Origin of the sequence: Psychrobacter immobilis (assembly GCF_904846235.1) — a bacterium.
Classification (GTDB): domain Bacteria; phylum Pseudomonadota; class Gammaproteobacteria; order Pseudomonadales; family Moraxellaceae; genus Psychrobacter; species Psychrobacter immobilis_C.
On record NZ_CAJGZN010000007.1, the window covers coordinates 88,667 to 113,845 of the forward strand.

Here is a 25,179-nt window from a genome sequence, read left to right on the forward strand (position 1 = left end):
TGAAATCATTCATAAAGGCTTCCAATAATTTCAATACGTTATGTCGATAGGAGGTCATCTAGTCGATCTTGATACCTTTCTTGATATATTTGATAACTCAATCGCTGCAGAGATGGCATGACGCCTTGTCCGAAAAATGCTAAGCTATCTGCCATTATTATGTTCATATTAAACTGGGTTTGCCATGACTGACAGCACGCATTTGCATACGCAGGAAGAACCGCCAAGTTCGCAAAATACCAAGAGTATTTTTAACTTGCCTAACAACCTTACGATTGCGCGTATCTTGATGATTCCGCTATTTGTCGCGATTGCCTATTGGCCGCCAGCCATGGGTATTGGTATGCCTGCGATTTCAGACAATGTCATTGCACGCGTTGGGATGAGCGAGTTTAGTGATAGCTTATTGCGCCATTTATTATTGACCGGCGTCTTTATTATTGCCGCAATTACCGATTGGCTTGATGGCTATTTTGCTCGTAAACTTAATGTCATGTCAGCCTTTGGTCGATTTTTAGACCCTGTTGCTGATAAGTTAATGGTAGCTGTAGCGCTCATCGTTCTGGTACAGTGGCATCCCAATATCATTATGGCGATAGCGGCTATCGTCATTATCTCGCGTGAAATCGCTGTATCTGCATTACGCGAATGGATGGCAGAGCTAGGTAAGAGCACTAGCGTCGCCGTATCTTATGTTGGCAAACTAAAAACCACGTTTCAGATGGTAGCGATTACCGTACTACTGCTTAACTGGCAGTCGCTTGAAACCATCGGTTATGTATTAATGGTTGCCGCTGTGATACTTACCTTATGGTCGATGATGATTTATCTAAAAGCTGCTTGGCCTTATTTAAAGCAAAGCGGTTAACTCCATAAGACAAAAGTAATCAGCGTAAAACTTAGACAATAAAAAACGCCAGTCGCATTAGCCACTGGCGTTTTTGTTTTTACTGATTATAAATCAGGCAGCTTATAGTGTCACTGAGTTGTTTTCACCCAAGTTAGTCGCTTTTTTACCATCCATTACTGCAGCAGTGGTCATCTTAAACATATTGACTACTGAGCTACCGCTTAACCAGTACTCGGCACCATGTGGGACGACTTTGATTAACTGGACGTTTGGATCTTCTTTACCTTGCTCATAAAACGCATTGTAAATTGGCGACCATAGTTCATCTAACTTTTCTTGGTCTTCTACCAATTCTGCTTTACCGTTAATTGAGACATAATCTTTTGAGTCTTGACTGACATAGGCCAAGTTTACTTGTGGGTCTTTTTCGATATCTTTGATGGTTTCGGTAGTCTTATCGCCAATGAACCAAATTTCTTTTGCGCCAATGCTTGTCTCGCTAGTGGTCATCGGGCAGGCATGTAAATGGCCTTCGTGAGTACGAGTGGTCATCATAGCAAATTTCACTTCTTTTACCAGTGCTTGTACTTTATCGATATGGTCTTGTCTACTCATAATAAATTTCCTTTTTTATAGTGTTTTAATTGAGCTTATATAGCGTTGTTTTAGTTAGCCGAATTGAACAGTTGGTTATTTATAGTAATTTTTCTTTAGGCTAGATATGTTTAACCCTTAAATATATATAAAAGTTAAACGTCATCGTCGCCTTAACAACTGAGACTAGAATACCGAGTTGTCACCATACATTTATATAGGTTCCCAGTAATGCGATGTGAGTGTTTGTAAGGAATATGAAGGTTAGGTAAAAATTGTGACAGCGTAGATTTGAGCGTTCTATTTTTCAATAGGTTAGTCAAAAATGGTTGGAGATTCGGCTTTTTTGAATTATCGATTAGTAAATGATAAGTAGTGATAGAACGCAACTTATCGGCAATTTATATCGGTTTAGACCTGCTTATTACAGGTCTTCTTGTTATAATACCCAGACCATTTACTTAGCATGGCAGAGATGCCTTGATCTTACGGATTATGCCTTTATGATGACCATCGCCGGACAACCGTTTCTTACCGATTTTCAGACGCAGCAACTCATCAGTCAGTTTCAGCAAAAAACCGAGCTAAATGTCAGTCAAATAAGTACACAGCAAGTGTATGTGCTATCACGAGAGCTATCTGGTGATGAACATAAAAAAGCGCTAGATTTACTGGCTGTTGACCAATCAGCAACGCTAGATGCGCCGCAAGACAACCAACTACAAGTCATCGTTGGGCCACGTTTTGGTACGATATCGCCATGGGCAAGTAAAGCGACAGATATTTTTAATAACTGTGAAATCGAGATCAATCGTGTTGAGCGTGTCGTCGTTTATACGTTAACCCTCGATGAAAAAATAGACGGTGACGCAGGCGAAAAACTACCAGTAGACGCCGAGCAGTTATTGTTTGACCGTATGACTCAGAGCTTGGTCTATGACTTGAGCGATGTCAGCAAATTATTTGACGATCAAGCGCCAGCCTCATTGAACCATGTTGATGTGATCGGACAAGGTCAGTCAGCACTAGAGTCGGCCAATACCGAGTTCGGCTTTGCGTTATCAAGTGAAGATATCGACTATCTGATGAATGCCTATGTTAATGAATTGAAACGCAACCCAACTGACGTTGAGCTGATGATGTTTGCACAGGCCAACTCAGAGCATTGCCGTCACAAGATTTTCAATGCCCAGTGGACAGTCGATGGCATTGTGGCGCCAAAGTCATTGTTCCAAATGATTAAAAACACGTACCAGTCGAATCCACAAGGTATCTTGTCAGCGTATAAAGACAATGCTGCGGTGATGGCAGGGTCTGATGGCATGCGTTTTTATCCTATTCCAACCGACGCGATGGATGCCAACTCAATCCACCTTTACGACTTTCATCAAGAACACATCGATATCTTAATGAAGGTTGAGACGCACAATCACCCAACAGCGATTGCCCCTTATTCTGGTGCGGCAACAGGTGCTGGCGGTGAGATTCGTGACGAAGGCGCGACTGGTCGCGGCGGTAAGCCAAAAGCAGGTCTAACAGGATTCCACGTGTCACATCTGCATATCCCAGAGCTTAGCGAAAAGTGGGAGCAGTCAGGTCAATTGAGCACGCAGGATTATGGCACGCCAGATCGTATGGCAACCAGCCTTGAGATCATGACCGAAGCGCCACTAGGTTCAGCTAATTTCTCAAACGAGTTTGGTCGTCCAAATCTATGCGGTTACTTCCGTAGTTTTCAGCTAGATACCTCTGCCGCAAAAGACGGTAGCGAGATGCGCGGCTATCATAAGCCAATTATGCTGGCAGGTGGTTACGGCAATATCAAACGCAACCTGATTGAAAAAAATGCAATCAAAAAAGGCGATTTGCTCATCGTCCTTGGTGGCCCTGCGATGCAAATCGGTCTGGGCGGCGGTGCCGCATCGTCGGTCGATAGTGGTGACCTTGATGAAGGCTTAGACTTTGCCTCAGTTCAGCGCGATAACGCTGAGATGGAGCGTCGTTGCCAAGAAGTCCTCGATCGCTGTTGGGCACTAGCGGGCGATGATGTCGATGTAAGCAATAACAGTAAAGACGGCAACCCAATTGTCTCACTACATGATGTAGGGGCAGGTGGTCTATCTAATGCGATGCCAGAACTGGTTAATGACCATGAAATGGGCGCGCATCTGAACTTGCGTAAGATTCCATCGTTAGAAGCTGGCATGTCGCCAATGGCTATCTGGTCAAACGAAGCGCAAGAGCGTTATGTGCTAGCGATTCGCCCAGAGAGCAAAGATCAGTTCGATGCCATCTGTGCCCGTGAGCGCTGCCCATATGCCATCTTGGGCGAGGCGACGGATATTCGTCAGCTAATCGTTGATGATGAGTTATTGAACGAGCAACCAGTCGATATGCCGATGCAAGTACTGCTCGGCGGTACACCAAAGATGCAACGCAGCTTTGAGCGTACCGAGAGCACATTGCCAGCATTAGAGCTTGGCGAAGTTAATCTAGCTGAATCAATCACTGATGTATTGCGTCACCCAACTGTGGCGAGCAAATCATTCTTGATTAGCATTGGTGACCGTTCTATCACGGGTATGGTCGTGCGTGATCAGTATGTCGGTCGCTATCAAGTGCCTGTATCAGATTGCGCAGTGACGGCTTCTGGCTTGGTGGCATTAGATGGTCAGCCAATGACTGGCGAAGCAATGAGTGTTGGCGAGCGTACGCCTGTTGCGCTTATCAGTCCAAAAGCCTCGGCGCGTCTAGCAGTCGGTGAAGCGATTACTAACATCGCTGGTGCGCGTATCGCTCAATTGTCTGATATCACCATGTCCGCGAACTGGATGGCCGCGTGTGGTGATGACGTAGAAGATGCTGCCTTGTTCGATGCCGTACATGCCGTTGGCGAAGAGCTATGCCCAGCACTGGGTATCGCTATCCCAGTCGGTAAAGACTCGCTATCGATGCGTGCTAACTGGACAGATGATGATAATGGTGAAAACCAAGACAAATCAGTTGTGTCGCCAATGAGTTTGGTCGTGACTGCGTTTGCCCCTGTCGTTGATGTCGCAAAAACGCTAACCCCTGAACTAATCAATGGCGACAGCGCGTTCTATCGTATTGACTTGTCGAAAGGTAAATTGCGTCTAGGTGGTTCAATCCTTGCGCAAACGCTTAGCCAGTTAGGCAACGACTGCCCAGATCTAGCACAGCCAAGCGACTTGATCGACTTCTTTAACTTTATCCAAGCAGGTAATGAGCAAGGCGTTATCAGCGCTTATCACGATATCGGTGATGGTGGTTTACTAGCGACCATCGCAGAGATGCAGTTCACTAGCCGTCAGGGTATCAAGCTGTCATTAAGTGACGACAACTTACTCGGTCAGCTGTTCAGTGAGGAGCTGGGTGCAGTTATCCAAGTATTGCCAGAAAACGTCGCTACCTTGATGGAGCTAGCAGATCAGCATAACGTGAGCGATATGCTAAGCCTTGTTGGTCAAAGCTCTGAAGAAGATAGCCTACTTATCCAAACGCCAACACTAATGGGTGATGACACTCTACGCTTTAGCCGTACTGAATTACAGCAAGCGTGGACGCAGGTCAGCTATCAAATCGCGCGTCGCCGCGATAATCCAGCGTGCGTACAGCAAGAGTATGACTTGATTAGCGACGCGAGCCATAAAGGTCTCATCGCTGCGCCAAACTTTGATCTGAATCAAAAGGTTGAAGAGCCATACTTGGCAAGCCGCGAGAATAAGCCAAGAGTCGCTATCTTGCGTGAGCAAGGCGTCAATGGTCAGACAGAGATGGCAGCAGGCTTTACCCAAGCTGGTTTTGAAGCAGTCGATGTACATATGAGCGATCTACTCAGTGGCCGTATTAATCTACGTGACTTCGACGGTCTGGTCGCTTGTGGTGGCTTTAGTTATGGTGATGTACTCGGCGCAGGCTCAGGCTGGGCGAACTCTATCTTGTTCCATGACGAGCTACGCATGCAGTTTGTCCGCTTCTTTGCCCGTCCTGATACCTTCTCACTAGGTGTCTGTAACGGCTGTCAGATGATGGCTCAGTTAAAAGACCTCATCCCAGGTGCAGAAAACTTCCCACGCTTCATCGCTAACAAATCAGCTCGTTTTGAAGCGCGTACGGTCAACGTAAAAGTTGAGCGTACCAAGTCGATCCTGTTCAAAGGCATGCAAGACAGTATCTTGCCAATCGCTGTGGCGCATGGTGAAGGCTATGCCACACTAGACAACAACGAAATCGACGGTATGGCAAAACACGGTCAGCTTGCGATGCGTTATGTCGACAGCCAAGGCCATCCAACTGAGACGTATCCGCTCAATCCAAACGGTTCGCTCGGCGGTGTCACGGGTCTGTGTAGCACTGATGGTCGCGTTACTATCATGATGCCGCATCCTGAGCGTAACCTAAAAGCCTATAACCACAGCTGGAAACCAAAAGAGTGGGACGAAGACGGTGCGTGGATGCGTATGTTCCGTAACGCCCGTGCTTGGTTTAGATAGGCTAAGTTGGTTTAGAATATTGTTGTAAGCATAAAAAAAGGTGGGCGTAATGCTCACCTTTTTTGTGTTTAATAGTTGAGTGTTTGGAGATAAGGGTTAGCGTTTATACCGTGTTTTCACAAGTATAGGTAATGACACCCATGCTAAAATTGTGGTGAACAAAGATTAAAATCAGGCAAAATCAGGCAAAATAAGGAAGAATAAAATGTCAGGAATTACAGATATCAATGAGCTATTGAGTTCGATGCAGCCAACATTGGTTGATGAATTATTTGTGTTTTGTACCGTAAAAGGGCAACTAGCAGAATACGTAAACCTAGCGCCAATCGCGACGTTTATGGAGACAGAAGGGCTGACTCTGGTTTTGACAAAAGACAAGGCTGATGAGGCAGGTTTACAGTATGAGGGCGTGTTTCGACAAATCACTCTGACGGTGCATTCAAGTTTAGAAGCGGTAGGTCTAACCGCAGCAATAGCAACCAAGCTGACCTCAAAGGGTATCAGTGCCAATGTGATCGCTGCCTATTATCATGACCATGTATTTGTGTCGGATGATAAGGCGGAGCAGGCGCTATCTGCGTTAAAAGAGCTGAGTAATATATAAGGTGTTTTAGCGTCTCAAATTGCTTCGTTATGATTAACTAAGTTAGTTTGGAATACTGTTCTATATCGCTGTTCTTTAAAATAAAAAGGCGAGCGCAAAGCTCACCTTTTTTATGTTTGGAGCTCAATGTTTTTGAAGGTGTGAGAGCTAACCCTGCTTTTCGCTACTATCTTGGTCGTCCACTGTGACGGTGGCTAAGGCTATAGGCGTTCCAGAATTTGAGCGACCACCTCTAACAAAGTCTGTGCAACCCAGTGAACAACCAAGTATATCCGCTGTAGTCAGGACTAAAATACGCTTCTGGTTAACCATTTTATGATAAATTAATCTGAACTTTAATTTTAGTGTCATTGATGCGCTAGGCGCATTCTAAAAACTAGATAGTGGTGTTCGTTTGATAATAGAGATATTGGGACTGGTAATAGAACTAAGCTATCAAAGCCGTGCAGCATCTTAGCCATCATTAAAATCAACGATAAAACCAAAGATGCAGGAAGCCAACGAGATGGTGCGAGCAGTGATACTATCTATAACCTTGTGAGCGGTGATTTTATCATTAGCCTATTGCAATAAATAGCCTAAATAGTCGGTAGATAGTCCTTCTTTTATAAAGTGATATAGTGCTGTTTAGTTGTAGTGTTGGTCTCATAGCGGCTTAGCTATGTCTCAAAACATAAGACATTAACTTGCGCATCTTTATATTCTTGATTGGTAAGTATTGATAAGTACTGTCTATCCAGTTATTCATCTTTGGGACGCTTCTGAGCCTCAGCGATCAACTCGTGAATCTTGGCACTTTCCTTTAGCACACAAGCATCATAGGCAGAAAGCGGCTCAGGTTCTTGCTCCTCTTTCTTTTTCTGCTCCTGTCTGGCTTTTTCTTCTAGATACTTTTGTAGGTCGTCTTGCTCATCTTTTTGAGAGTTATTCATATATTATGTTTCCTGATAGTCTGTATTCTTTAATAAAAATCATCCCGACCAGCATATTTCTTATTTAGCGCCTGCAATATCGCATAGGTCTCACTATCCATATTACCCGTTGGCTGCTGCGCTCTAAAGTGCAGCTGAAACGCATAGACGACATCGCGACTGGCCTTGTCCCACGTATCGGTATCGTTGATTTGATAGCCATATTTGCGAAACGCTTGCTTGATCTCAGGTATCGTGGCCGACGCAAATCCATCTTGATTCATAAAGAATTGCTTATCAAATTCATCATACCAAGCGCCGATACCGTAATCGAAATACAGTCGCTCCCACGGGAATTTGGCACCAGGGTCTATCTTGCGCGAGGGTGCCATATCCGAGTGACCGATGATATTCTTTGGTGAGATGTCATAGCGCGCGGCGATATCCTGCACCAGTTGTGCGACTTTTTTAATCTGCAATTCATTAAATGCCACATAATGCTCATAAGGATGATAGTCAAGCGTGCCATTTTTCAGCGCGTCTCGATATTCAGGCTTGATGCCGCTGTTGACGATTTCAATGCCGATAGAGGTATCATTTAATATCGTCCGTCCTGCAAAGCCGCCATCACCTGCATGCCATGCGCGCTCGCTCTCTGGTACTAGGTTATAGATTTTATTGTCGTCGTTGTCTAATACTAGATAGTGCGCGCTCACATTGCCCGTGGTCAATGTCTTTATCGAGCGCTCATTATCTGAGACCGTATAGTGCAAGACGATGGTTTTAATGCGTTCGCTTTTGCCAGTGGCTTGATAGGTTTTATTATCTACGATGTAGCTCTTGGTGGTCGCGACTGGGGAGGTCGTGGTCACGCAGCCAATCATGGGCAGTGTTAGGCTAAATGCTAAGAAAATGTTTTTTACCATGAAATGCTCTATATAGGAAGAGTTGCGGTTATAGCTTCGTTTGCGTTTGATGTTTATTGTGCCCAACTAGCAAATGCTATTTATGGTTAATTAACGTTAGGATTGACTGCGATTTTTTTATAGCCAATTGCCCCGAGCAGAATAAAGAATCCTAGCAAGACATAAGCATTGAATGACAGCGCCGCTGGTGAAAATGGTAGTAGCAATAGCGATATAAAGACCACACTGATTAATACAGAGAGATAATTTAGCAAACCTGCCTGTTTCTTTTTTCGCTCATTGATGAGATTGGCGGTCGTGACATAAGCGAAGCCAACGGTTATGCCCAAAGATGCCATTGTTACAATGTCGAGTAGATAATTTCTACCCAGCCAAGGAGAGAGTAGGCACACCAAACATATTAATATAACGGTCTTTTGCTTACTAAATTGGTTGTGTTTATCTGTAAATACGCTAGGCAATAACGACGTGTCGCCCATAGATTCTAAGAGCTTAACCGATGACAATATAAAGCCGTTGATACCGCTCATTATCGAGCCAATCATAGCGATCGATAACAGCCAGATACCGATGCTACCAATCCGATTGTCTATGCCTTCACCTGTCGCCCAGTGGCTGTCTTTGATCGCTTGATAGTCAAAGCTCATGTTTAGCGCGGTAAAGTAGTTGATTAAAAAGTAAAACAACACACCAGCGATGAGTGAAATTAGGATAATGCTTTTGGTCTTGGTTTTTGAGTCGCTAATCGCCTTCGAAATCTGCGGTGTGGTCTCAAAACCAACATACGCCCACGGCATAACGGCTAAGATAGGTAACCATGCCAGACTGGTGATAGAGCTGCTAGACATGTCAGTTGGCAAAAATGCTTGGCTCGTTGGTGTCATCCAAAGCGAGGCAAAAAACAGCGCGGTGACTGATAGAATCATAAAGAGGGCGATATAGAGTTGGATTTTTGCGCCGACTCGTACGCCTTTTAGATTGATATAACTGAATAAAATAATAGCCGCGCTGCATAGAAACACTTCACTGGCGTAGACTTCCCAACCAGCAATCGTATACAGATAGCCTAATTGTAAGCCGCTAGGTAACAGATAGCGCAGTAGCAAAGCGACGGCTGATATATTGAGCGCGATAATAGAGATATAGCCTATCGTGACGCCCCAACCATAGATATAGGCATGCTTGCGATTGATGTATTTTTCAATCCAATAGATACCGCCTGACTCGTTTTCTGGCGTTTGAGTCAGCAAATTAATATAGGCACGCGCAACCATATAGATGGCTAAAGTACCGATAATAATAGCAACAGAAGAGCCTAATAGCTGTGACTGTGGCAAAAACAAATCGCCTGGCATGACATACGCACCCCAGCCGATAATCGCACCGACGCTAATTGCTATCGCTTGTAAGTAGCTGATACTTTCTGTCTTTTCACTCATGGAGTGCTCCTTCACGATCAAAGATGGAGAAAGAGAAGGGGAGAGTGTTTGTTATGGAGCTGACATAGAACATGAAAAACCTTGTGACGCCATTACGCAGGGTATTGGCTATCTTTTATAAGTAGCAAAGTCATATTAAAGGTTTTTGTTGAGTGTTACCTTTTCAATCCTGTTGGATTTTTTTAGCCAACACTTTCTTCCAACTCTCTTCCAAACACTCAATCGCTAGCCATGGCTCAATCACATCAGCATCGTATTTCTCTTTAGAATTGGCCAGTTGCCATAAATTTTCAAGCGTCGCAAACGGATAAGGGCGCTCAATCAAATATACGGGTAAATCAGCTTCTATAATGCCATCACGGACGACTTGGAAATACCAGCCAGAGATACCTTGCTTGCTGACCCATGCCGCGATATTAGGTACTTTGGTAAATTGGCCAATTTGGTCGTTAATTTTGTAGCAGGGGCGGCGTGGTTGGACGATACGTAATTGAATGCTATCACCATCATTACTAGTGTCTTGACCGTTTTCAAAATGCCCACCGTATTGAAAAACATCGCCAATACAAACCATAGATTCGGTCATTTCAGGCAAACCATTGACGGCTTCAGTCGTAAGGTTTTCACCCAATGTACCGACGCGCACTTTCAGGCCAAACTCTGCATTGACTTTCTCATAAGTTGCAGGCGCTAGCTGATGCACGGCTTTGAGTGGGCCACCATGATGCTTACGGTCAGCCTGTTCATCAGTGGTTAAGCCCATAAAATTGACGGCGACAGGAGATTTGATAGGTGCTTTATCAATGGCGCTCATTTCTTCACGGGCGAATGGCATAGACTTGCCAGCGCGGACACAAGTGAGGGTAGCGATATGTAGGGGCAAGTCTTGGTTAAAGTCTGTTAGGGTTTGCTCAGACGATTTTGTTAAGGTTTGCTCAGGTGATGACGTGTTCGATTCTGCGCTCATATGGTTTCCTAATAGGTAGAATGGATAGGCTAAGGCGGTTTAACTTTAGTGGCTAATAAATAATATGAAATGAGCTTATCTGCACTCAATGATGTATCTGATTATACTGGTTCATCACCATAAAATTTACATAAAAAAAGACCAGAATAAGTATTCTGGTCTTTTTGATGGAGCGTTTCTTAATCTTGAACGAATATCGTCACTGACAAGCTTATTTGTTTTTGTTACGACGACCCGCAGTTTTCTTTTCGCGAGGGGTAGCAACTAGCTCAGCCAACTGCTCAGGTGATGACCATAGGCCTTCTAAGTCATAAAACTCACGTGCTTGCGGCGTCATCATGTGGACGACAACTGCGCCCAAATCAATCAACGTCCAGTCAGAGTCGATGCCACCTTCACGGCCAAGTGGCATAAAACCAGCTTGCTTAGCTTCAGCGCCGACGCTATCAGCCATCGCACGTACATGACGCTTTGAAGTACCATCAGCGATGATGATGCGCTCTGTTACGTCAGTCAACTCTTCTACATTCATTACAGTGATGTTCTTTGCTTTCATATCATCTAGAGCGCTTTGTACTAGGGTCAAGCATTCTGTTAGGCGTTCTGCAGTCATGGTGTTGGTCATAAATTTTAATCTCTTGAATCGTAAATATGTAAAATAAAGGGGTAAAACGTCAATTTGTCTTATCCGACTGATCATATGTCGTCAGTCACGCATAGAGACAGGATAGGCAAAATGACATAGATAAGGCGATTTTAACGGAATTGAACAGCAGAATATAGCTGATGGGCGATAATATATTGATAAACAGCAGGATTTAGCCATTTAGCTAATGGATTAGATTCAGTATTGCTAATGATATCATTTATTGATGCTATAGATGCGATTTGCCGTTGAGCGACTGGCATTTTATTTGTTTGATCGTCTAGTTTCAGTAGCTGCTCGCGTATTTGTGTGCTTGATACCGCAGTAATAGGTCGCGAATCTATATAAATGCGTCCTTGAATGGCGTTTTTCAAGTCAGTGTTATTTGAATTTAAGCTATTTGTCGAGTGTTGAATAGTTGGTGTTAGCAGCTCGATAGGTGAGTCTATTATATGGGGCTGCAATGACGATGGTAATTGCGTTTTTAAGAAAGCAATATCTTGTACGGTCGCTGTATTATTTTTAGAAGAGATAATACTGTCAGAAAATTTTTCGCTAACACCATCACTCACATCGGTACTGCTCTGACGATTAAACACCCATAGATTGACATGGTCAGTGAGACGCAAGCCATCTTTCCATTTATCCAAACTATGGGCGCTGTCCATACCCATGATAAATATCAAGCTGTCATTAGGGTATTGCTGTCTCAATGTGCGTACGCTGTTGATCGTATAGACGGGCGGCGCTTGCCACAGTTCCAGCTCATTTATCTGTATCGGCGTATTCTCTGTCGCTAGTTTTAGCATGTTTAAGCGATGGCTAGGGTCTGTACTTTGCGTCTTAAATGGCGAGCGCGCATTGGGTAATAAAGACACATGCAGCGTGCGCTGTAGCTGCGTTGCAATTGGTAGTAGGTGCTGATAGACAGACATCGCTACTTCTAAATGACCATTATGTACTGGATCGAACGAGCCACCAAGATAGGCACGAATGGCAGGTTCAGGTGTTTTTTCTTGAGGGCTGTTGCTCGTATTTGGCATAAATAAATGTATAAAAGTAGATAAGGCGCACGTGGTCCTTGATGCCCCTTGCTCTTTTACTGGCTGACCTTTTTAGATTAAATAATTTGATGATAGCGCTATTGTAGAGGGCAGACGAGCATCTGTCACCATTGTCTGTCACCAGAGCACCAATAAAAAACCGACCATCATAATGATAGTCGGCTTTGTATAGGACTTTAATTAGCGAGCCTTACAGCGATTAAATCAAATCGCTATAAGCTTGAATGGCAGTTAACGCGATGGTATAGACGATATCATCAACCAAGGCACCACGTGACAAATCATTCACGGGTTTATTCAGACCCTGTAGCATAGGGCCGACACTGACGACGTTGGCGCTACGCTGTACTGCTTTATAAGTGGTGTTACCAGTGTTGAGGTCAGGGAAGATAAAGACGTTGGCTTGTCCAGCGACAGGTGAGTCAGGCGCTTTTTGCTTACCGACGCTCATGACAGACGCCGCATCATACTGTAGCGGGCCGTCGACTTTGAGGTCTGGTGCACGCTCGCGAACGATTTGGGTCGCACGGGCAACTTTTTCGACATCCGCGCCTGCGCCTGATGAGCCAGTAGAGTAGCTGATCATTGCAACTTTTGGTTCGATACCAAAGGCAGCAGCAGACTGTGCTGATTGAATGGCAATCTCTGCCAGCTCTTCAGCGTTAGGATCTGGGTTGATCGCACAGTCACCATAGACGACCACTTGCTCAGGCAACAGCATGAAGAATACTGACGACACGAGTGAGTACTGCGGCGCGGTCTTAATCAACTGGAATGCTGGTCGTACTGTATTGGCAGTGGTATGAATCGCACCTGAGACCAGACCGTCGACTTCGTCTAGTTGGAGCATGATAGTACCTAAATAGACTGTGTCTTTTAGGTATTCAGCAGCGACTTCCGCAGTGGTTTTACCTTTGCGACGTTCTACGACAGCGGCGATATATTTGCTCATATCTAGGTTGTCAGGATCGATGATCTCTAGCCCTTCAGGCAGCGTTAGATCACGATTTTTGGCCACTTGCTCAACGTCACTACGTTTAGCAAGTAACACGCAGTTGGCGATACCGCGACTCTGACAGATACAGGCAGCTTCAACCGTACGTGGTTCAGCGCCTTCTGGCAGCACAATGCGTTTCTTAGCGTGCTGTGATTTTTTGACCAATTGATGACGAAATGCTGATGGTGACAGACGCGGTTCATGATTGCGGCTGAAGTATTCTTTAATCCAGCTTAGATCCAAATGCGCAGCCACATAACGAGCCACTTCATCAGCACGTTCTGTATCATCACTTGGAATCTCAGAACTCATATGCATCAGGCTCTGTACTGTCTCGTAGCTGTCGCTTTCGACACTCATGACAGGGATGCCAGTTTTGAGCGCTGATTGCCAAAGCTCAGCAACTGTATCGCTTGGAGTGATACCACCTGTCAACACCAGACCTGCCAATGGAATTCCATTGATACAGGCCAATCCAGCAGCCAACAGTAAGTCATCACGATCGCCAGGCACGACCATTAACGTACCACGCTTAAAGACTTCGTTGACGCGCGCCACTGAACGAGCGGTTAGGCTGATACGATTGATACGACGTGTCTTTGCTTCGCCAACATTTAGCCAAGTCGCATCAAGCTCCGTCGCGATATCCCACGTGCGTGGCACAGATAGGGAATCACTAAAAGGCACTACCCCGATAAGGCGGAACACTTCGGTATTAAACGAAGGCGATAGACGCTGAACCTCCTGTAGGAAGTTCGGATCTAAGCTGACAACGGCCTCACCCGGCGCGACAGGTTGATTGTCAAAGGTGTTCGGCACGTCTTGTACCCGCATCAATATCACACCGAGCGTCCGTGAATCGATGACCCCGCCAAACTCACGGGCATGGACATCCAGTTTGTCTGCTAAATAGGCAGGTTTACTGATGTCAGCAGTACTGACAAATATAATCTTGGCATCGAGCGCGTGGGCAAGTGCACGGTTGATTTGTGAAGCATAAGAGGTCTCAGTGGTTGGCACCAGACCTTCACAGATAATCACGTCATGACCATCATCGATCGTATGAAAATTGGCAATCACTTCTTCCATCAAGTCATCAAGATTGTCATCGCCTAGCATACGCTCAACGTGTTGACGGCTGATAGAGTCAGGCGGATTTAGTCCAAATGCGTGCATGGTCAATGCGCTTGAGCTGTCTAAGCTGTGCTGTTTGTCTAGCGTATCATCTTGCAAAAACGGCTTCATAAAGCCCGCTTTGATACCGTTATAATCAAAAGCACGGATTAGCCCTAGTGCGGCTGATGTCACACCGATACCGCGACTAATGGGAACAAGTAAAATGGTTTGCATAATGTGTCCTACAATTTATTTTATTTTAGACGTCGAGTCATTTTGAGTAGCATAAGAAATGCAGTATAAAAACACCAAGCGCTTTATCTTATTTATTCTCAGCTTTTTATAAGCGTCTAGAATGATAAGCACTAGGCTTTATACTCAATCGTCTTATACTAAGTTCAATGCTTGACGAGTCTCTTGAGCGATGCGGTATTCTTCATCTGTTGGTATAACCCACAGCTCGACACTGCTACCTTCTGCTTGGAAGCTGCCTTCTTGACCACCGTACAATCCAGCGTTCTTTTCAGCGTCCATCTTGATACCGAAATGACGCATGACGGCTAAAATACTTGCGCGAGTGGTGACAGAGTTTTCGCCGATACCACCAGTGAATACAATACCGGTAAACTCAGGCAGTGCACAGCTTAAGCTGGCGAGGTATTTACCAGCACGGTAGCAGAACATCTCGATAGCGAGCTGTGCATCTTTATGGCCTTCGCTCGCAGCTTGCTCAATAGTACGCAAATCATTCGATAGACCAGAAATACCAAGCAGACCGCTTTCACTATTTAGCATCTTATCCGTTTCTTCTAGACTAATACCGAGCTGACGTTTCAGATGCATATGTAAGCTTGGGTCGACATCGCCGCTACGTGTGCCCATCATCAGTCCCTCAAGCGGGGTCAGACCCATGCTGGTATCGAGACTCTTGCCATCGTATACGGCGGTTGCTGAGCAACCATTACCTAGATGCGCGGTTATCCAGCCATGAGGACCTTTCGCTTCAGTGATTTTGCTAGCACGTTCTGAGACATAAGCATGAGACGTACCATGGAAGCCATAACGACGGATTTTGTGCTCTTCGTATAGATATTTTGGCAACGCATAGCGAAAGGCAACGGGTGGCATGGTTTGGTGAAAGGCGGTATCAAATACCACAACTTGTGGAATGTCAGGGTAAATAGCTTGAACCGCTTCAATACCCAAAGCATTTGCAGGGTTATGTAGTGGAGCCAATATCTTTAGACGTTTCACTTCCTCTAACGCATGCTGATCAACGCGAACGGCTTGAGAGTATTCACGGCCGCCATGCACCACGCGGTGCCCGACTGCGATGAAATGATATTGCTCTAATAGCTCTAGGATTTTTTGCAGGGCAAGTTTGTGACTACCACCAGGGATAGAAATCTCTAACTTATCGCCATTTAGCGTGGTGTGTTTGATACGGGCTGTATCGAGACCTAAGTTTTCGGCAAGACCGGTGATACGAGTAGAATTGTCATCGCTAATCAACGCGTATTTGATAGAAGACGAACCGCAGTTGAGGACTAAAGTGGGGCTAGTTAGGGTTGATGTTTCGCTGTTCTTATCATCAAAAGTGGTACTTAGGTTGGCGCTCATACTCTATCCTTAGATTGGTTTTTATAAAGGGCAAATCAATTATATCGTTCGTTCGATACAAAAAAGACGTCTATTGCCACGTCCTGTTTTATTATCATCAAATGCTACATCGCTGATATCTCAAGTGCTGTAGTAAGGGTCACTGAGACATGATGTCATTATTATATGGAGTTGATGACGTTGATAACCGCCGAGTAAATAAAAATCAGCCATATCTATGCTGATCATATCAAGCAAGCATATTGGCGATTTTGTTTATACTTGGGCTACTGTTTCTGACAGTGCTATGCATCCATGCTTATGAGGTAATGCGTCTGCATCTCAGGCTAGCATCCTATTGCCGCCGCAAACTGGGAATATAATGTAACACATCTTTGTTTCTACACCACAACAGGGCCAAGGTTTAAAATGTGTAATTAATAAATAGCTAAATATAAAATAAATCAATTACATTCAGTGAGTTATAGAGCTGTAAGTGGATAACCTGTATGGACGGCATAACAGTGCTATTGCTCACGAAATTGTAAGAAATATTGTCGAGACACTCATATGTCATACATTCATATCTAAGCTCGCAGACGATATTACTATAAAAATTCGACTAATGTTCTAGAAAATATCCAACATCACGCAAATTTATTCACCAATCATATTCAGTATCCGTACAGCTTTATGTAATAATGCTATGATGAAAATGGTCATAACGGCAGTGCTTTCGCTGTCGGTTTGGCTGTCCATTTGTTTTTTATTTATCACGATTTACTATCGCCATTATGCCGTCGTAAGCTCACAGGTTATCTATTCTATGTCTACTATACACAGCCCCTTAGCAGCCAAGCATGCTCGCTCATTCGCTCGTACCAGTCGTCAGGCTCTCGCCACTTTATTTATTAGCAGTGTGGTTATGCTAGGATTGTCAGGCTGCGGGCAAAAAGGCGATCTATATCGGGCAGACTCTAGTAGTCAAACGATAGAGGGCAGTGCGTCTGTACTGGATAGTACTAGCCATCCACAAGATGCAGCCTTTGCCGGTATCGACGATGATAACTATCAAAAAAACCGCTACCTAGAAGAGCAAATGGTGCTACCTGAGCCCAGTACTGATCCCAACGACTATTAATTGCTAAGCCAATAACTGCTAGGCTAATAATCGTTAAACTGAGCCAATAGTTAGTGGTTAGGTGCTTGTTAATTAACAGTTTAATTGACTGCTTAACTAACCATCGATTCTGTTATGGCTAAATAGCTTTGCTACCTAAATTTAAATTTCACCCTTGATAATCTGATTATATTAGAGATGTTTATATGAGTCATTCTGAACTACCTGCTGACTTGACCGATTCTGCTACTGGCGAATCCGTTACTATCCAAACTGAGCAAGGGTTGTATGTTGACCCGAAAGCGTTGAGTGCTCACTTGCCAGCGCTAAGCTATCGCGGCGATGCGCTGTATATGGAGCAGGTCAGTATCGATGAGTTGGCAAAACAATATGGCACACCATGCTACGTGTATTCAAAGCAAGCAATATTGGACGTTTATCAAGCTTATACTGATAGCTTTGCCAGTCTGAATCATCAGGTATGCTATGCCGTAAAAGCAAACTCTAACCTTGCTGTGCTTGGTGTCTTGGCACAGGCAGGCGCTGGGTTTGATATTGTCTCTCGCGGTGAGTTGATGCGTGTGTTAGCGGCAGGTGGCGCAGCATCACGTGTAGTATTCTCAGGCGTTGGCAAAACGTACAGTGATATCGAATATGCGCTGACTCAAGGTATCGGCTGTTTTAATGTTGAGTCTATCAGCGAGCTGACTTTAATCAATGACGTGGCAAAGTCACTTGACAAGCCTGCGCCAATCTCGTTACGCGTTAATCCTAACGTCGATGCCAAAACCCATCCGTATATCTCGACAGGACTCAAAGACAACAAGTTTGGTATCACTCACGAAGACGCACTAGCGGTTTATCAGCAAGCGGCCGATTTATCACATATAGACATCGTTGGTATTGACTGTCATATTGGCTCGCAATTGACTGAGGTAGAACCATTTGTTGCAGCGTTAGATAAAGTTATTGAGCTGATACATAGCCTGCGTGACGCTGGTATTGAGTTGCAGCATGTTGATTTGGGTGGTGGTTTAGGTGTGCGCTATATTGATGAGACGCCTGTGTCTATCGATGAGTTTGCCCAAGCATTATTGCCAAAACTTAGCGAGCTTGGTTTGACTGTGTTCTTTGAGCCAGGTCGTAGTATCGTTGCCAATGCTGGCGTGCTATTGACTCAAGTTGACGTACTCAAGCCGACTGAGCATAAGAACTTTGCGATCGTTGATGCCGCGATGAATGACTTGATTCGTCCTGCTTTATATCAAGCTGAGATGGCGGTGATTCCAAGTGTGTTGCCTAGTGCTGGTATCGATACGGATGGTACGCAGCCGTGGGATATCGTTGGCGCAATTTGTGAGACAGGTGATTTCTTGGCAAAAGACCGCCTACTATCATTGGTCACAGGCGATGTACTGGCCATCACAGGTGCAGGTGCTTACGGCTTTACCATGAGCAGCAACTACAACTCACGCCCACGTGCTAGCGAAGTGATGGTGTCTGGTGATAGTCATCAGCTAATCCGCAAGCGCGAAACGATTGAAGCATTATATGCAGATGAAGCGTTGTGGCAGGGTGAATAGTACTATAAGCAGCGTAGATTGATGTTGATATGGTCATCGATGGCTGCTTTAATTAAATAGCTTTTTGCTCATAGCTTTGTTGATTAAAGAGAACCCACTGTGACGATAACAGTGGGTTTTTTGTGCTCAATGCTAAGTAAGTAGGTCAGTTGTGAGATATATATATAACTTGGTATTTGATAGTGGTGATAATTATGATTGTATCTGACAGCGTGCTAATATAAGGCATACATAAAAATAGGATAGGACATCAAAGATATGCTAATAGAGTTTACTAAAATGCATGGGTTGGGTAATGATTTCATGGTCATTGATTTAGTGACCCAGCGCTTAGATTTGACCAAGGATTTGGTGCAGTTATTGGGCGATCGTCACCTAGGCATTGGTTTTGATCAATTGCTCGTGGTCGAACCACCCATGCGCCCTGATGTCGATTTCAGTTATCGTATCTTTAATACTGATGGCACCGAAGTCGAACAGTGCGGCAATGGCGCACGTTGTTTTGCGCGTTTTGTACAAGCACGTAAACTGTCATTTAAGCAGCGTCTACGCGTTGAGACGGCCAGCGGTATTATTTCTTTGACTACTGATCGCTACGGTTGGGTAGATGTCGATATGGGCAAGCCTAAATTTGAGCCAGATGAGATTCCATTTAGCCCAAGAGCGACGACCAAAATCCAAAACACCTATCATCTTGATGTAAATGGTACGCCTGTGCAGCTGTACGTTGCCAATATGGGCAATCCGCATGCTGTGATAAAAGTCGATGACGTACTCGATGCCGAGGTTGAGACTCTAGGCAAGGCAATTGAGTCGCATCCTGCCTTTCCAGACCGCGTCAATGTAGGCTTTATGCAAGTGATGAATCAGCGCCATATTCGTCTACGTGTGTACGAGCGCGGAGTGGGTGAAACGCAAGCTTGTGGTACAGGCGCGTGTGCAGCAGTAGCCGTTGGTATACGTGAGGGTTGGCTCGATGAGGGTGAGGAAATTCGCGCACAGCTATATGGTGGCAGTATGATTATCAAGTGGCAGCCAGGCTATTCAGTTACGATGACGGGTCCGACCGCTTTCGTCTATGAAGGTGTATTTAGTCCAGATGGTCTGATGGCACAAGCGGGCCTTAAACTCAATGCTGAAGGCTGATAACTGTTGTTAGGCCGATCGTATAAATGCCAAGGATGGTTCTAATATGGTTATGTCTACAAATAAAGACACTCAGGCGGCGAGCTCAGCACCTTGGCTATCTACTGAGCTGGCCGCCACTATAGAGTCGGACGCTGCATTGCGAGAGTTACTCGCACCTGTGCATCGTTGGCTCAATACATTGTATGTGCGCAACCATTCGCCGCATACTCTGACCGCTTATTTCGCTGGTTTAAATCAACTGGCGTTGTTTTTGCGTGGTAAGCGTCTAACGTGGACACGCTGTGATAAACGGCAACTTGCCCAGCATATTAGTCAACGTCTTGATGAAGACAAGTTAGCGCTTGCCAGTGTCCAGCAAGAGTTGTCTGCGATTCGACATTTTTATGGTTGGATGATTGAAGAAGAGCTAGCACGTATCAACCCATCCACTGGCTATCAGCTGAAGCGTAGTCCTAGACCGCTGCCTTCTATCGCTGATGTCGATTTACTGACTCAGCTACTCGATCAAGAGATTCCTGATACACCAGAGCAAGCGCGCTTATGGTTGCGTGACAAGGCTATGTTTGAATTGCTCTATAGTAGTGGCTTGCGTGTTGGCGAGTTGGTTGCACTCGATATGGCAGATGTAGATTTGTCTGACTTACGGGTACGAGTCACAGGTAAAGGAAATAAAACACGGCTAGTACCATTAGGGATAAAGGCCGCAGAAGCGATTAGTCGCTACCTACCGCATCGTAACCTTTGGGTAGAGCAGATGGATAACGCATTATTCATCAGTGAAAAGCTCGGCACCAGACTATCAACACGGGCAGTGCAGCAGCGCTTAAAAGTCGCTGCTACTCGCGCAGGTATCGCACAGAATATGTATCCACATCTATTGCGGCATTGTTTTGCATCACATATGCTGTCAGGCAGTGGTGACTTGCGCGCCGTACAAGAGATGCTCGGGCATAGTGATATTAGCACCACGCAAATTTATACTCACGTTGATTTTGCAAAATTAACGCAGGTTTATGATCGCGCCCATCCACGAGCAACTCATGCTCAAAATGAAGAATTGCCTTAGCAATTAGGCACGAAATCCACTGAATTTCACAATCTACGCCAAACGATGGCAATCAAAGATAGGCAGTTTTTGGCGGCCTTGCTCTTGCTTGTCTAATAGCGCCATGACGATGGCATATTGTTTATCCAGTTCGCTATCGTCATAGCTTGCGATAACAGTACTATCAAACGCTGTAATAGCTGCATGCCCCCATGTCTGACGGGTACTACCATCTTGGTAGAGATGATCACCACCTTGCGCTGCGCCAATGACCATACATTGACTATCTAGAGCACGAGCACGTAACAACAACGACCAGTGCGCTTGTCCAGTCAAGTAAGTAAAGGCAGAAGGTGCACTCAATAGTTCAGCACCAGCTTGTCGCAGGCGCTGCGCCAATGCTGGGAAGCGCAAATCAAAACATACCATCATGCCGAGTTGGTAGATTGTATTGCCTACTGCTAGTGGCGCAATTACGGTCTGCGTACCCGGCTCAAAGGTCGCCGCTTCGTTATAGCTGCCATGCTTATCAGCCACAGTTGCGGTAAACAGATGAATCTTGTCGTAGCGTGCGACACGGGTACCATCTGGTGCAAACAGCTGGCTCACTTGGCGCAATCTACCATCAGGAACGATAGTGCCATCAGGGCGATAATGGCAGGGTAACGAGCCTGCTAGTACATGGATACCAGCGGTGCGGGCGTAGTCTGCTATCGTCGCTGATAAGTCATCAAAACGCTCGGCAGTAGCAGATTGCTGTCCCATACTACAGCAGTTCTCAGGCAATACAACAAGCTCAGCCCCTTGAGTTTGTGCATCTGTGATAGCGGCTTTGATATCTGCTAGATTATCCTCAACATTCTGCTGACTGTTCATTTGAATAGCAGCGACGTTAAGTTGATGGTTATTTGAATTCATGACAATATTCCTATTGGGTGTGAGCTGTATTGGTCATTCACCGTAATTTATTATAATATTTTCGCGGTAATGAGCAGACTGCTCGTATTTATGGGTTGCTCATCCTTGCCAAGATGTTAGTTTACTAGCGATAGCAAACCAAACGTATCCGGACAAAACATAAATTATCATAGCAAAATTGTGGCAAAAAATGCTATCGTCATGTCCTGATAAGATTTATGTCGTTACCTTTACTGACAGAATAAACACAATATCACTAAGATCGGAGTGCAATAAGCCGCCCATGAGTATGTCGTTCGGATTGGCGACCACGCTGAGCAACTCACAAAAGCTAACCCCGCAAATGCAGCAAGCCATAAAATTGCTGCAGCTCTCTAGTCTTGAGCTCGCACAAGAGGTTCAGGCAAAACTAGATAGTAATCCATTACTTGAACGTATCGAAAACGATGACGAATACGACAGTGGTGACGATGAAATAGAGGAGTGGAGCGAGCCGTTGACGCTTGATAGCTGGAATCGAAGTAGCAGTGACTCATTCGACTCAGTGCCTACTAGCGGTACAGAGTACAGCGGCGATAGTAGCGATAGCTTCAGTGATAGTTTGGATAAATTACAACAGCCTAATATCGATGATAGTGCAATAGATGTAGATAGCTATAGCAGTTCTGATGCCGATAGCTTTGACACGGGTAACTATGCCTCCACCGCCACGGGCTCTGGCAATAGTAGGGGTGATGAAGATTTTGATAGTTACCAAGGCGGTACTTCGTCCACCATTCAAGATCATGTGCGCTGGCAGCTGAACTTTAAGCGTCTATCAGAGGCCGATACGCTGATTGCAGAGTATTTAATAGACTCCATGGATGACATGGGCTTTATTCGAATTGATATAGATGAGCTGCTACAGAGCTTTGATACGATGGCAAGTTTCTATCAATGGGATGAGCGCGTTGAAAAAGAAGAAGTCTTGACGGTATTACGTATTATCCAGTCCTGTGATCCAGTTGGCGTAGGGGCGCGTCATTTAAGCGAGTGCTTATCGATTCAGCTATCTAAGCTAGATGCCCGCACCGAATACCTACAAGAAGCCCAAGCGCTGCTATCAGCGAGCGAGCATTTAGTCAGTAATAATATTAAAGCACTGACTGAACGCACAGGGCTTGCACCAGAATACATCACACCTGCACTTACACTACTACGTACCTTGAACGCTTCGCCAGGGCTGCTGTTTCAGTCTAGCCAGCCTGACTATGCTCAGCCGCCTGAGAGCTATGATATTCCAGATGTGTTGGTCACACCTATTAGAAACAATAAGGCGACAAGTAACTCTGAAGCAGAAGAAGATGGTTGGTATGTACGCCTCAATCCAGACACCCTACCAAAGCTACGCGTAAACCAAGAATATGCCAACTTGGTCAAGCGCGGCGATGACAGCCCTGACAATCAATATCTGCGCGAAAACCTTACCGATGCTCGACTGTTTATTCGTAGTATCGAAGAGCGCAATCAAAACTTACTCAAAGTAGCGACTAGCATTGTACGCTATCAACAAGAGTTCCTGCAGCATGGTGCAACCGCCATGCAACCCCTAATATTAAAGGCAATTGCTGAAGAAGTTGACTTGCATGAGTCGACAGTCTCACGCCTTACCACCAGTAAAACCATCTTGACGCCGCAAGGATTGTTTTCTTTGAAACACTTCTTCTCCTCTCACGTAAGTAGTGCTGATGGAGATATCTCATCGACCGCTATCAGTGCCATGATCAAAAAGCTCATCGCTGACGAAGATCCCAAAAAACCATTGTCAGATAGTCGTATCAAAGATGAGCTGTTAGCAGATGGTATCGATATAGCCAGAAGAACCGTCGCCAAATATCGTGAAGCAATGAATATTGGCTCGTCTACTCAGCGCAAACAGAAATACTAATTATCTAAGCTCATCTTTCTATAAGGTTAATGGCTACCTGTCTGTATAGTGTAATACAGATATAAAAAATAAAATTTTTTGATTATATAGAAACCAAGTAGAAATAATAGGTATTGTTACACTTAATTACAATTTAATGGCTTGCTACTGGGCGATTTTCATGACAAATTAGAGTCATACCAACAACGAAAACCAAGTGCCGATTTATAGTATTTATTTACAATTAATAAAGGAGACGATAAAAGGATACGTCGACACATTACTAGAGGCATTGGAGTAGTTATTGGTAAGGCAGGATGACAAAAGCAAGAATGCTACCTCATCTGTTGATTGTAAGTTACAAATAAAAGGACAACAATATGAATGTTTCTATCAGTGGTCATCATATCAGCGTTACAGAAGCTATGGACACAGCAGTACGCGAGAAGCTTGAAAAAGTAGAGCGTCACTTCGATCAGATACAAAGTATTCAAGTGATTTTATCGTTAGACAATAGCGGTACTAGTGACGGCGGTAAAAAGAGCCATAAAGCTGAAGCAATTATGCGTGTCTCGGGTCAAGAAATGTTTGTCCAAGCGTATGAAGATGATATGTATAAAGCCATTAATGAAATGGCAGACAAGCTAGATAGACAAGTACGTAAGTACAAAACCCGTCAAGAGCGCAAAAAGACTCAGGGTGCAGGACGCGATAGTCGCTATCAGGATCTAACCCCTGCAGAAGCAGTACCAGCAGCATAGTTCGAGTTTAAAAATTTGAACATTATCGTTACAAGCTAGTGAAAGTAGACTAAGAGAATAAAAAATTTATAAGTAGCTACTGCATTAGTTTGTAATTGACATAAAAAAAGACCTCTAACGTGTAATACGTTGAGGTCTTTTTTAGCATTAGTAAACTTAGAATGAAAATGAACTAGCTGTCAGCTCAAGCTTATCTGTCTAAACATTATTAACCACCGCCGACGGCTTGTACTACTTCTATATTCATACCTTCTACGATACGCAGTTGAGCAAGCTCGCTTTTTGGCATCAACTCGCCGTCTACTTCTACAGCGTAACGACCTTGGCTAAGACCAAGCTCATTGATAACCAGTTGCACAGTCTGATGAGTGGTTTGCAAGCTTTTACCATTGACACTAATGGTGCTCATATTAAATACTCCTTAATGTTTTAAAATTCCTGTTTATCTGCTATTCACTGCGTATCCTTTG

At 44.7% G+C, this 25,179-nt stretch carries 20 protein-coding genes; 9 read left to right on the plus strand and 11 right to left on the minus strand.

All coding sequences use genetic code 11. The features are described from left to right. Positions 1-184 precede the first annotated feature (184 nt). Positions 185-868 (plus strand): CDP-diacylglycerol--glycerol-3-phosphate 3-phosphatidyltransferase, encoded by a 684-nt coding sequence (gene pgsA / locus JMX07_RS06525; protein WP_057758088.1) that lies wholly within the window; start codon positions 185-187, stop codon positions 866-868. A 102-nt stretch (positions 869-970) separates the two neighbouring features. Here pgsA and JMX07_RS06530 read toward each other — a convergent pair whose 3' ends face one another. Beyond that, complete coding sequence (locus JMX07_RS06530; protein WP_201606952.1) at positions 971-1,465, minus strand: pyridoxamine 5'-phosphate oxidase family protein; 495 nt, start codon at positions 1,463-1,465, stop codon at positions 971-973. Positions 1,466-1,947: 482 nt separating this feature from the next. On the opposite strand from JMX07_RS06530, the gene purL reads away from it, so the two are divergent. After that, positions 1,948-5,958, plus strand: coding sequence for a phosphoribosylformylglycinamidine synthase (gene purL / locus JMX07_RS06535; protein ID WP_201606954.1), 4,011 nt, complete (start codon positions 1,948-1,950; stop codon positions 5,956-5,958). Positions 5,959-6,163: 205 nt separating this feature from the next. Further along, complete coding sequence (locus JMX07_RS06540; protein ID WP_201606955.1) at positions 6,164-6,562, plus strand: ACT domain-containing protein; 399 nt, start codon at positions 6,164-6,166, stop codon at positions 6,560-6,562. Positions 6,563-7,302: 740 nt separating this feature from the next. Here the strand turns inward: JMX07_RS06540 and JMX07_RS06545 are convergent. From JMX07_RS06545 to JMX07_RS06580, 8 genes are all read right to left on the minus strand, one after another. Further along, the gene (locus tag JMX07_RS06545) at positions 7,303-7,494 is read right to left on the minus strand and encodes a hypothetical protein (RefSeq protein WP_201606956.1); all 192 of its coding nucleotides are present in this window, start codon (positions 7,492-7,494) and stop codon (positions 7,303-7,305) included. Between the two features lie 29 nt (positions 7,495-7,523). Then, entirely contained in the window at positions 7,524-8,399 is an 876-nt protein-coding gene (locus JMX07_RS06550) for an N-acetylmuramoyl-L-alanine amidase (RefSeq protein ID WP_201606957.1), read from the minus strand. An 86-nt stretch (positions 8,400-8,485) separates the two neighbouring features. Continuing rightward, entirely contained in the window at positions 8,486-9,838 is a 1,353-nt protein-coding gene (locus JMX07_RS06555; protein WP_201606958.1) for an APC family permease, read from the minus strand. Between the two features lie 163 nt (positions 9,839-10,001). Further along, on the minus strand, positions 10,002-10,673 hold the full coding sequence (locus tag JMX07_RS06560) for an MOSC domain-containing protein (protein WP_227684678.1): 672 nt from the start codon (positions 10,671-10,673) through the stop codon (positions 10,002-10,004). A gap of 343 nt (positions 10,674-11,016) precedes the next feature. Continuing rightward, positions 11,017-11,430 carry a ribosome silencing factor gene (rsfS, locus tag JMX07_RS06565; RefSeq protein ID WP_057758112.1) on the minus strand — a complete coding sequence of 138 codons (414 nt, stop codon included), beginning with the start codon at positions 11,428-11,430 and terminating at the stop codon, positions 11,017-11,019. A gap of 131 nt (positions 11,431-11,561) precedes the next feature. Further along, positions 11,562-12,494 (minus strand): nicotinate-nicotinamide nucleotide adenylyltransferase, encoded by a 933-nt coding sequence (locus JMX07_RS06570; RefSeq protein WP_201606960.1) that lies wholly within the window; start codon positions 12,492-12,494, stop codon positions 11,562-11,564. Positions 12,495-12,714: 220 nt separating this feature from the next. Then, entirely contained in the window at positions 12,715-14,862 is a 2,148-nt protein-coding gene (gene pta / locus JMX07_RS06575; protein ID WP_201606962.1) for a phosphate acetyltransferase, read from the minus strand. 153 nt (positions 14,863-15,015) lie between these two features. Beyond that, on the minus strand, positions 15,016-16,248 hold the full coding sequence (locus tag JMX07_RS06580; protein ID WP_201606964.1) for an acetate/propionate family kinase: 1,233 nt from the start codon (positions 16,246-16,248) through the stop codon (positions 15,016-15,018). Between the two features lie 805 nt (positions 16,249-17,053). On the opposite strand from JMX07_RS06580, the gene lptM reads away from it, so the two are divergent. The 4 genes from lptM (at position 17,054) to JMX07_RS06600 (ending at position 21,145) form a co-directional block, all read left to right on the plus strand. Further along, positions 17,054-17,368 (plus strand): LPS translocon maturation chaperone LptM, encoded by a 315-nt coding sequence (gene lptM, locus JMX07_RS06585; protein WP_201606966.1) that lies wholly within the window; start codon positions 17,054-17,056, stop codon positions 17,366-17,368. A gap of 332 nt (positions 17,369-17,700) precedes the next feature. Further along, positions 17,701-18,930, plus strand: a complete 1,230-nt coding sequence (gene lysA / locus JMX07_RS06590) for a diaminopimelate decarboxylase (RefSeq protein ID WP_201607037.1) — start codon at positions 17,701-17,703, stop codon at positions 18,928-18,930. A 258-nt stretch (positions 18,931-19,188) separates the two neighbouring features. Further along, positions 19,189-20,076 carry a diaminopimelate epimerase gene (gene dapF / locus JMX07_RS06595; RefSeq protein ID WP_102090839.1) on the plus strand — a complete coding sequence of 296 codons (888 nt, stop codon included), beginning with the start codon at positions 19,189-19,191 and terminating at the stop codon, positions 20,074-20,076. A gap of 46 nt (positions 20,077-20,122) precedes the next feature. Beyond that, positions 20,123-21,145: a tyrosine recombinase XerC gene (locus JMX07_RS06600; protein ID WP_201606968.1), complete on the plus strand. Its 1,023-nt coding sequence runs from the start codon at positions 20,123-20,125 to the stop codon at positions 21,143-21,145. Between the two features lie 33 nt (positions 21,146-21,178). Here the strand turns inward: JMX07_RS06600 and JMX07_RS06605 are convergent, their stop codons facing one another. Further along, positions 21,179-22,042: a nitrilase-related carbon-nitrogen hydrolase gene (locus JMX07_RS06605; protein ID WP_201606970.1), complete on the minus strand. Its 864-nt coding sequence runs from the start codon at positions 22,040-22,042 to the stop codon at positions 21,179-21,181. A gap of 283 nt (positions 22,043-22,325) precedes the next feature. On the opposite strand from JMX07_RS06605, the gene rpoN reads away from it, so the two are divergent. Both rpoN and hpf read left to right on the plus strand, forming a co-directional pair. Continuing rightward, entirely contained in the window at positions 22,326-23,969 is a 1,644-nt protein-coding gene (rpoN, locus tag JMX07_RS06610) for an RNA polymerase factor sigma-54 (protein ID WP_201606972.1), read from the plus strand. A 359-nt stretch (positions 23,970-24,328) separates the two neighbouring features. After that, positions 24,329-24,709, plus strand: coding sequence for a ribosome hibernation-promoting factor, HPF/YfiA family (gene hpf / locus JMX07_RS06615; protein WP_102090835.1), 381 nt, complete (start codon positions 24,329-24,331; stop codon positions 24,707-24,709). A gap of 208 nt (positions 24,710-24,917) precedes the next feature. Here the strand turns inward: hpf and thiS are convergent, their stop codons facing one another. Then, positions 24,918-25,118, minus strand: coding sequence for a sulfur carrier protein ThiS (gene thiS, locus JMX07_RS06620; protein ID WP_057758131.1), 201 nt, complete (start codon positions 25,116-25,118; stop codon positions 24,918-24,920). Between the last annotated feature and the right edge of the window lie 61 nt (positions 25,119-25,179).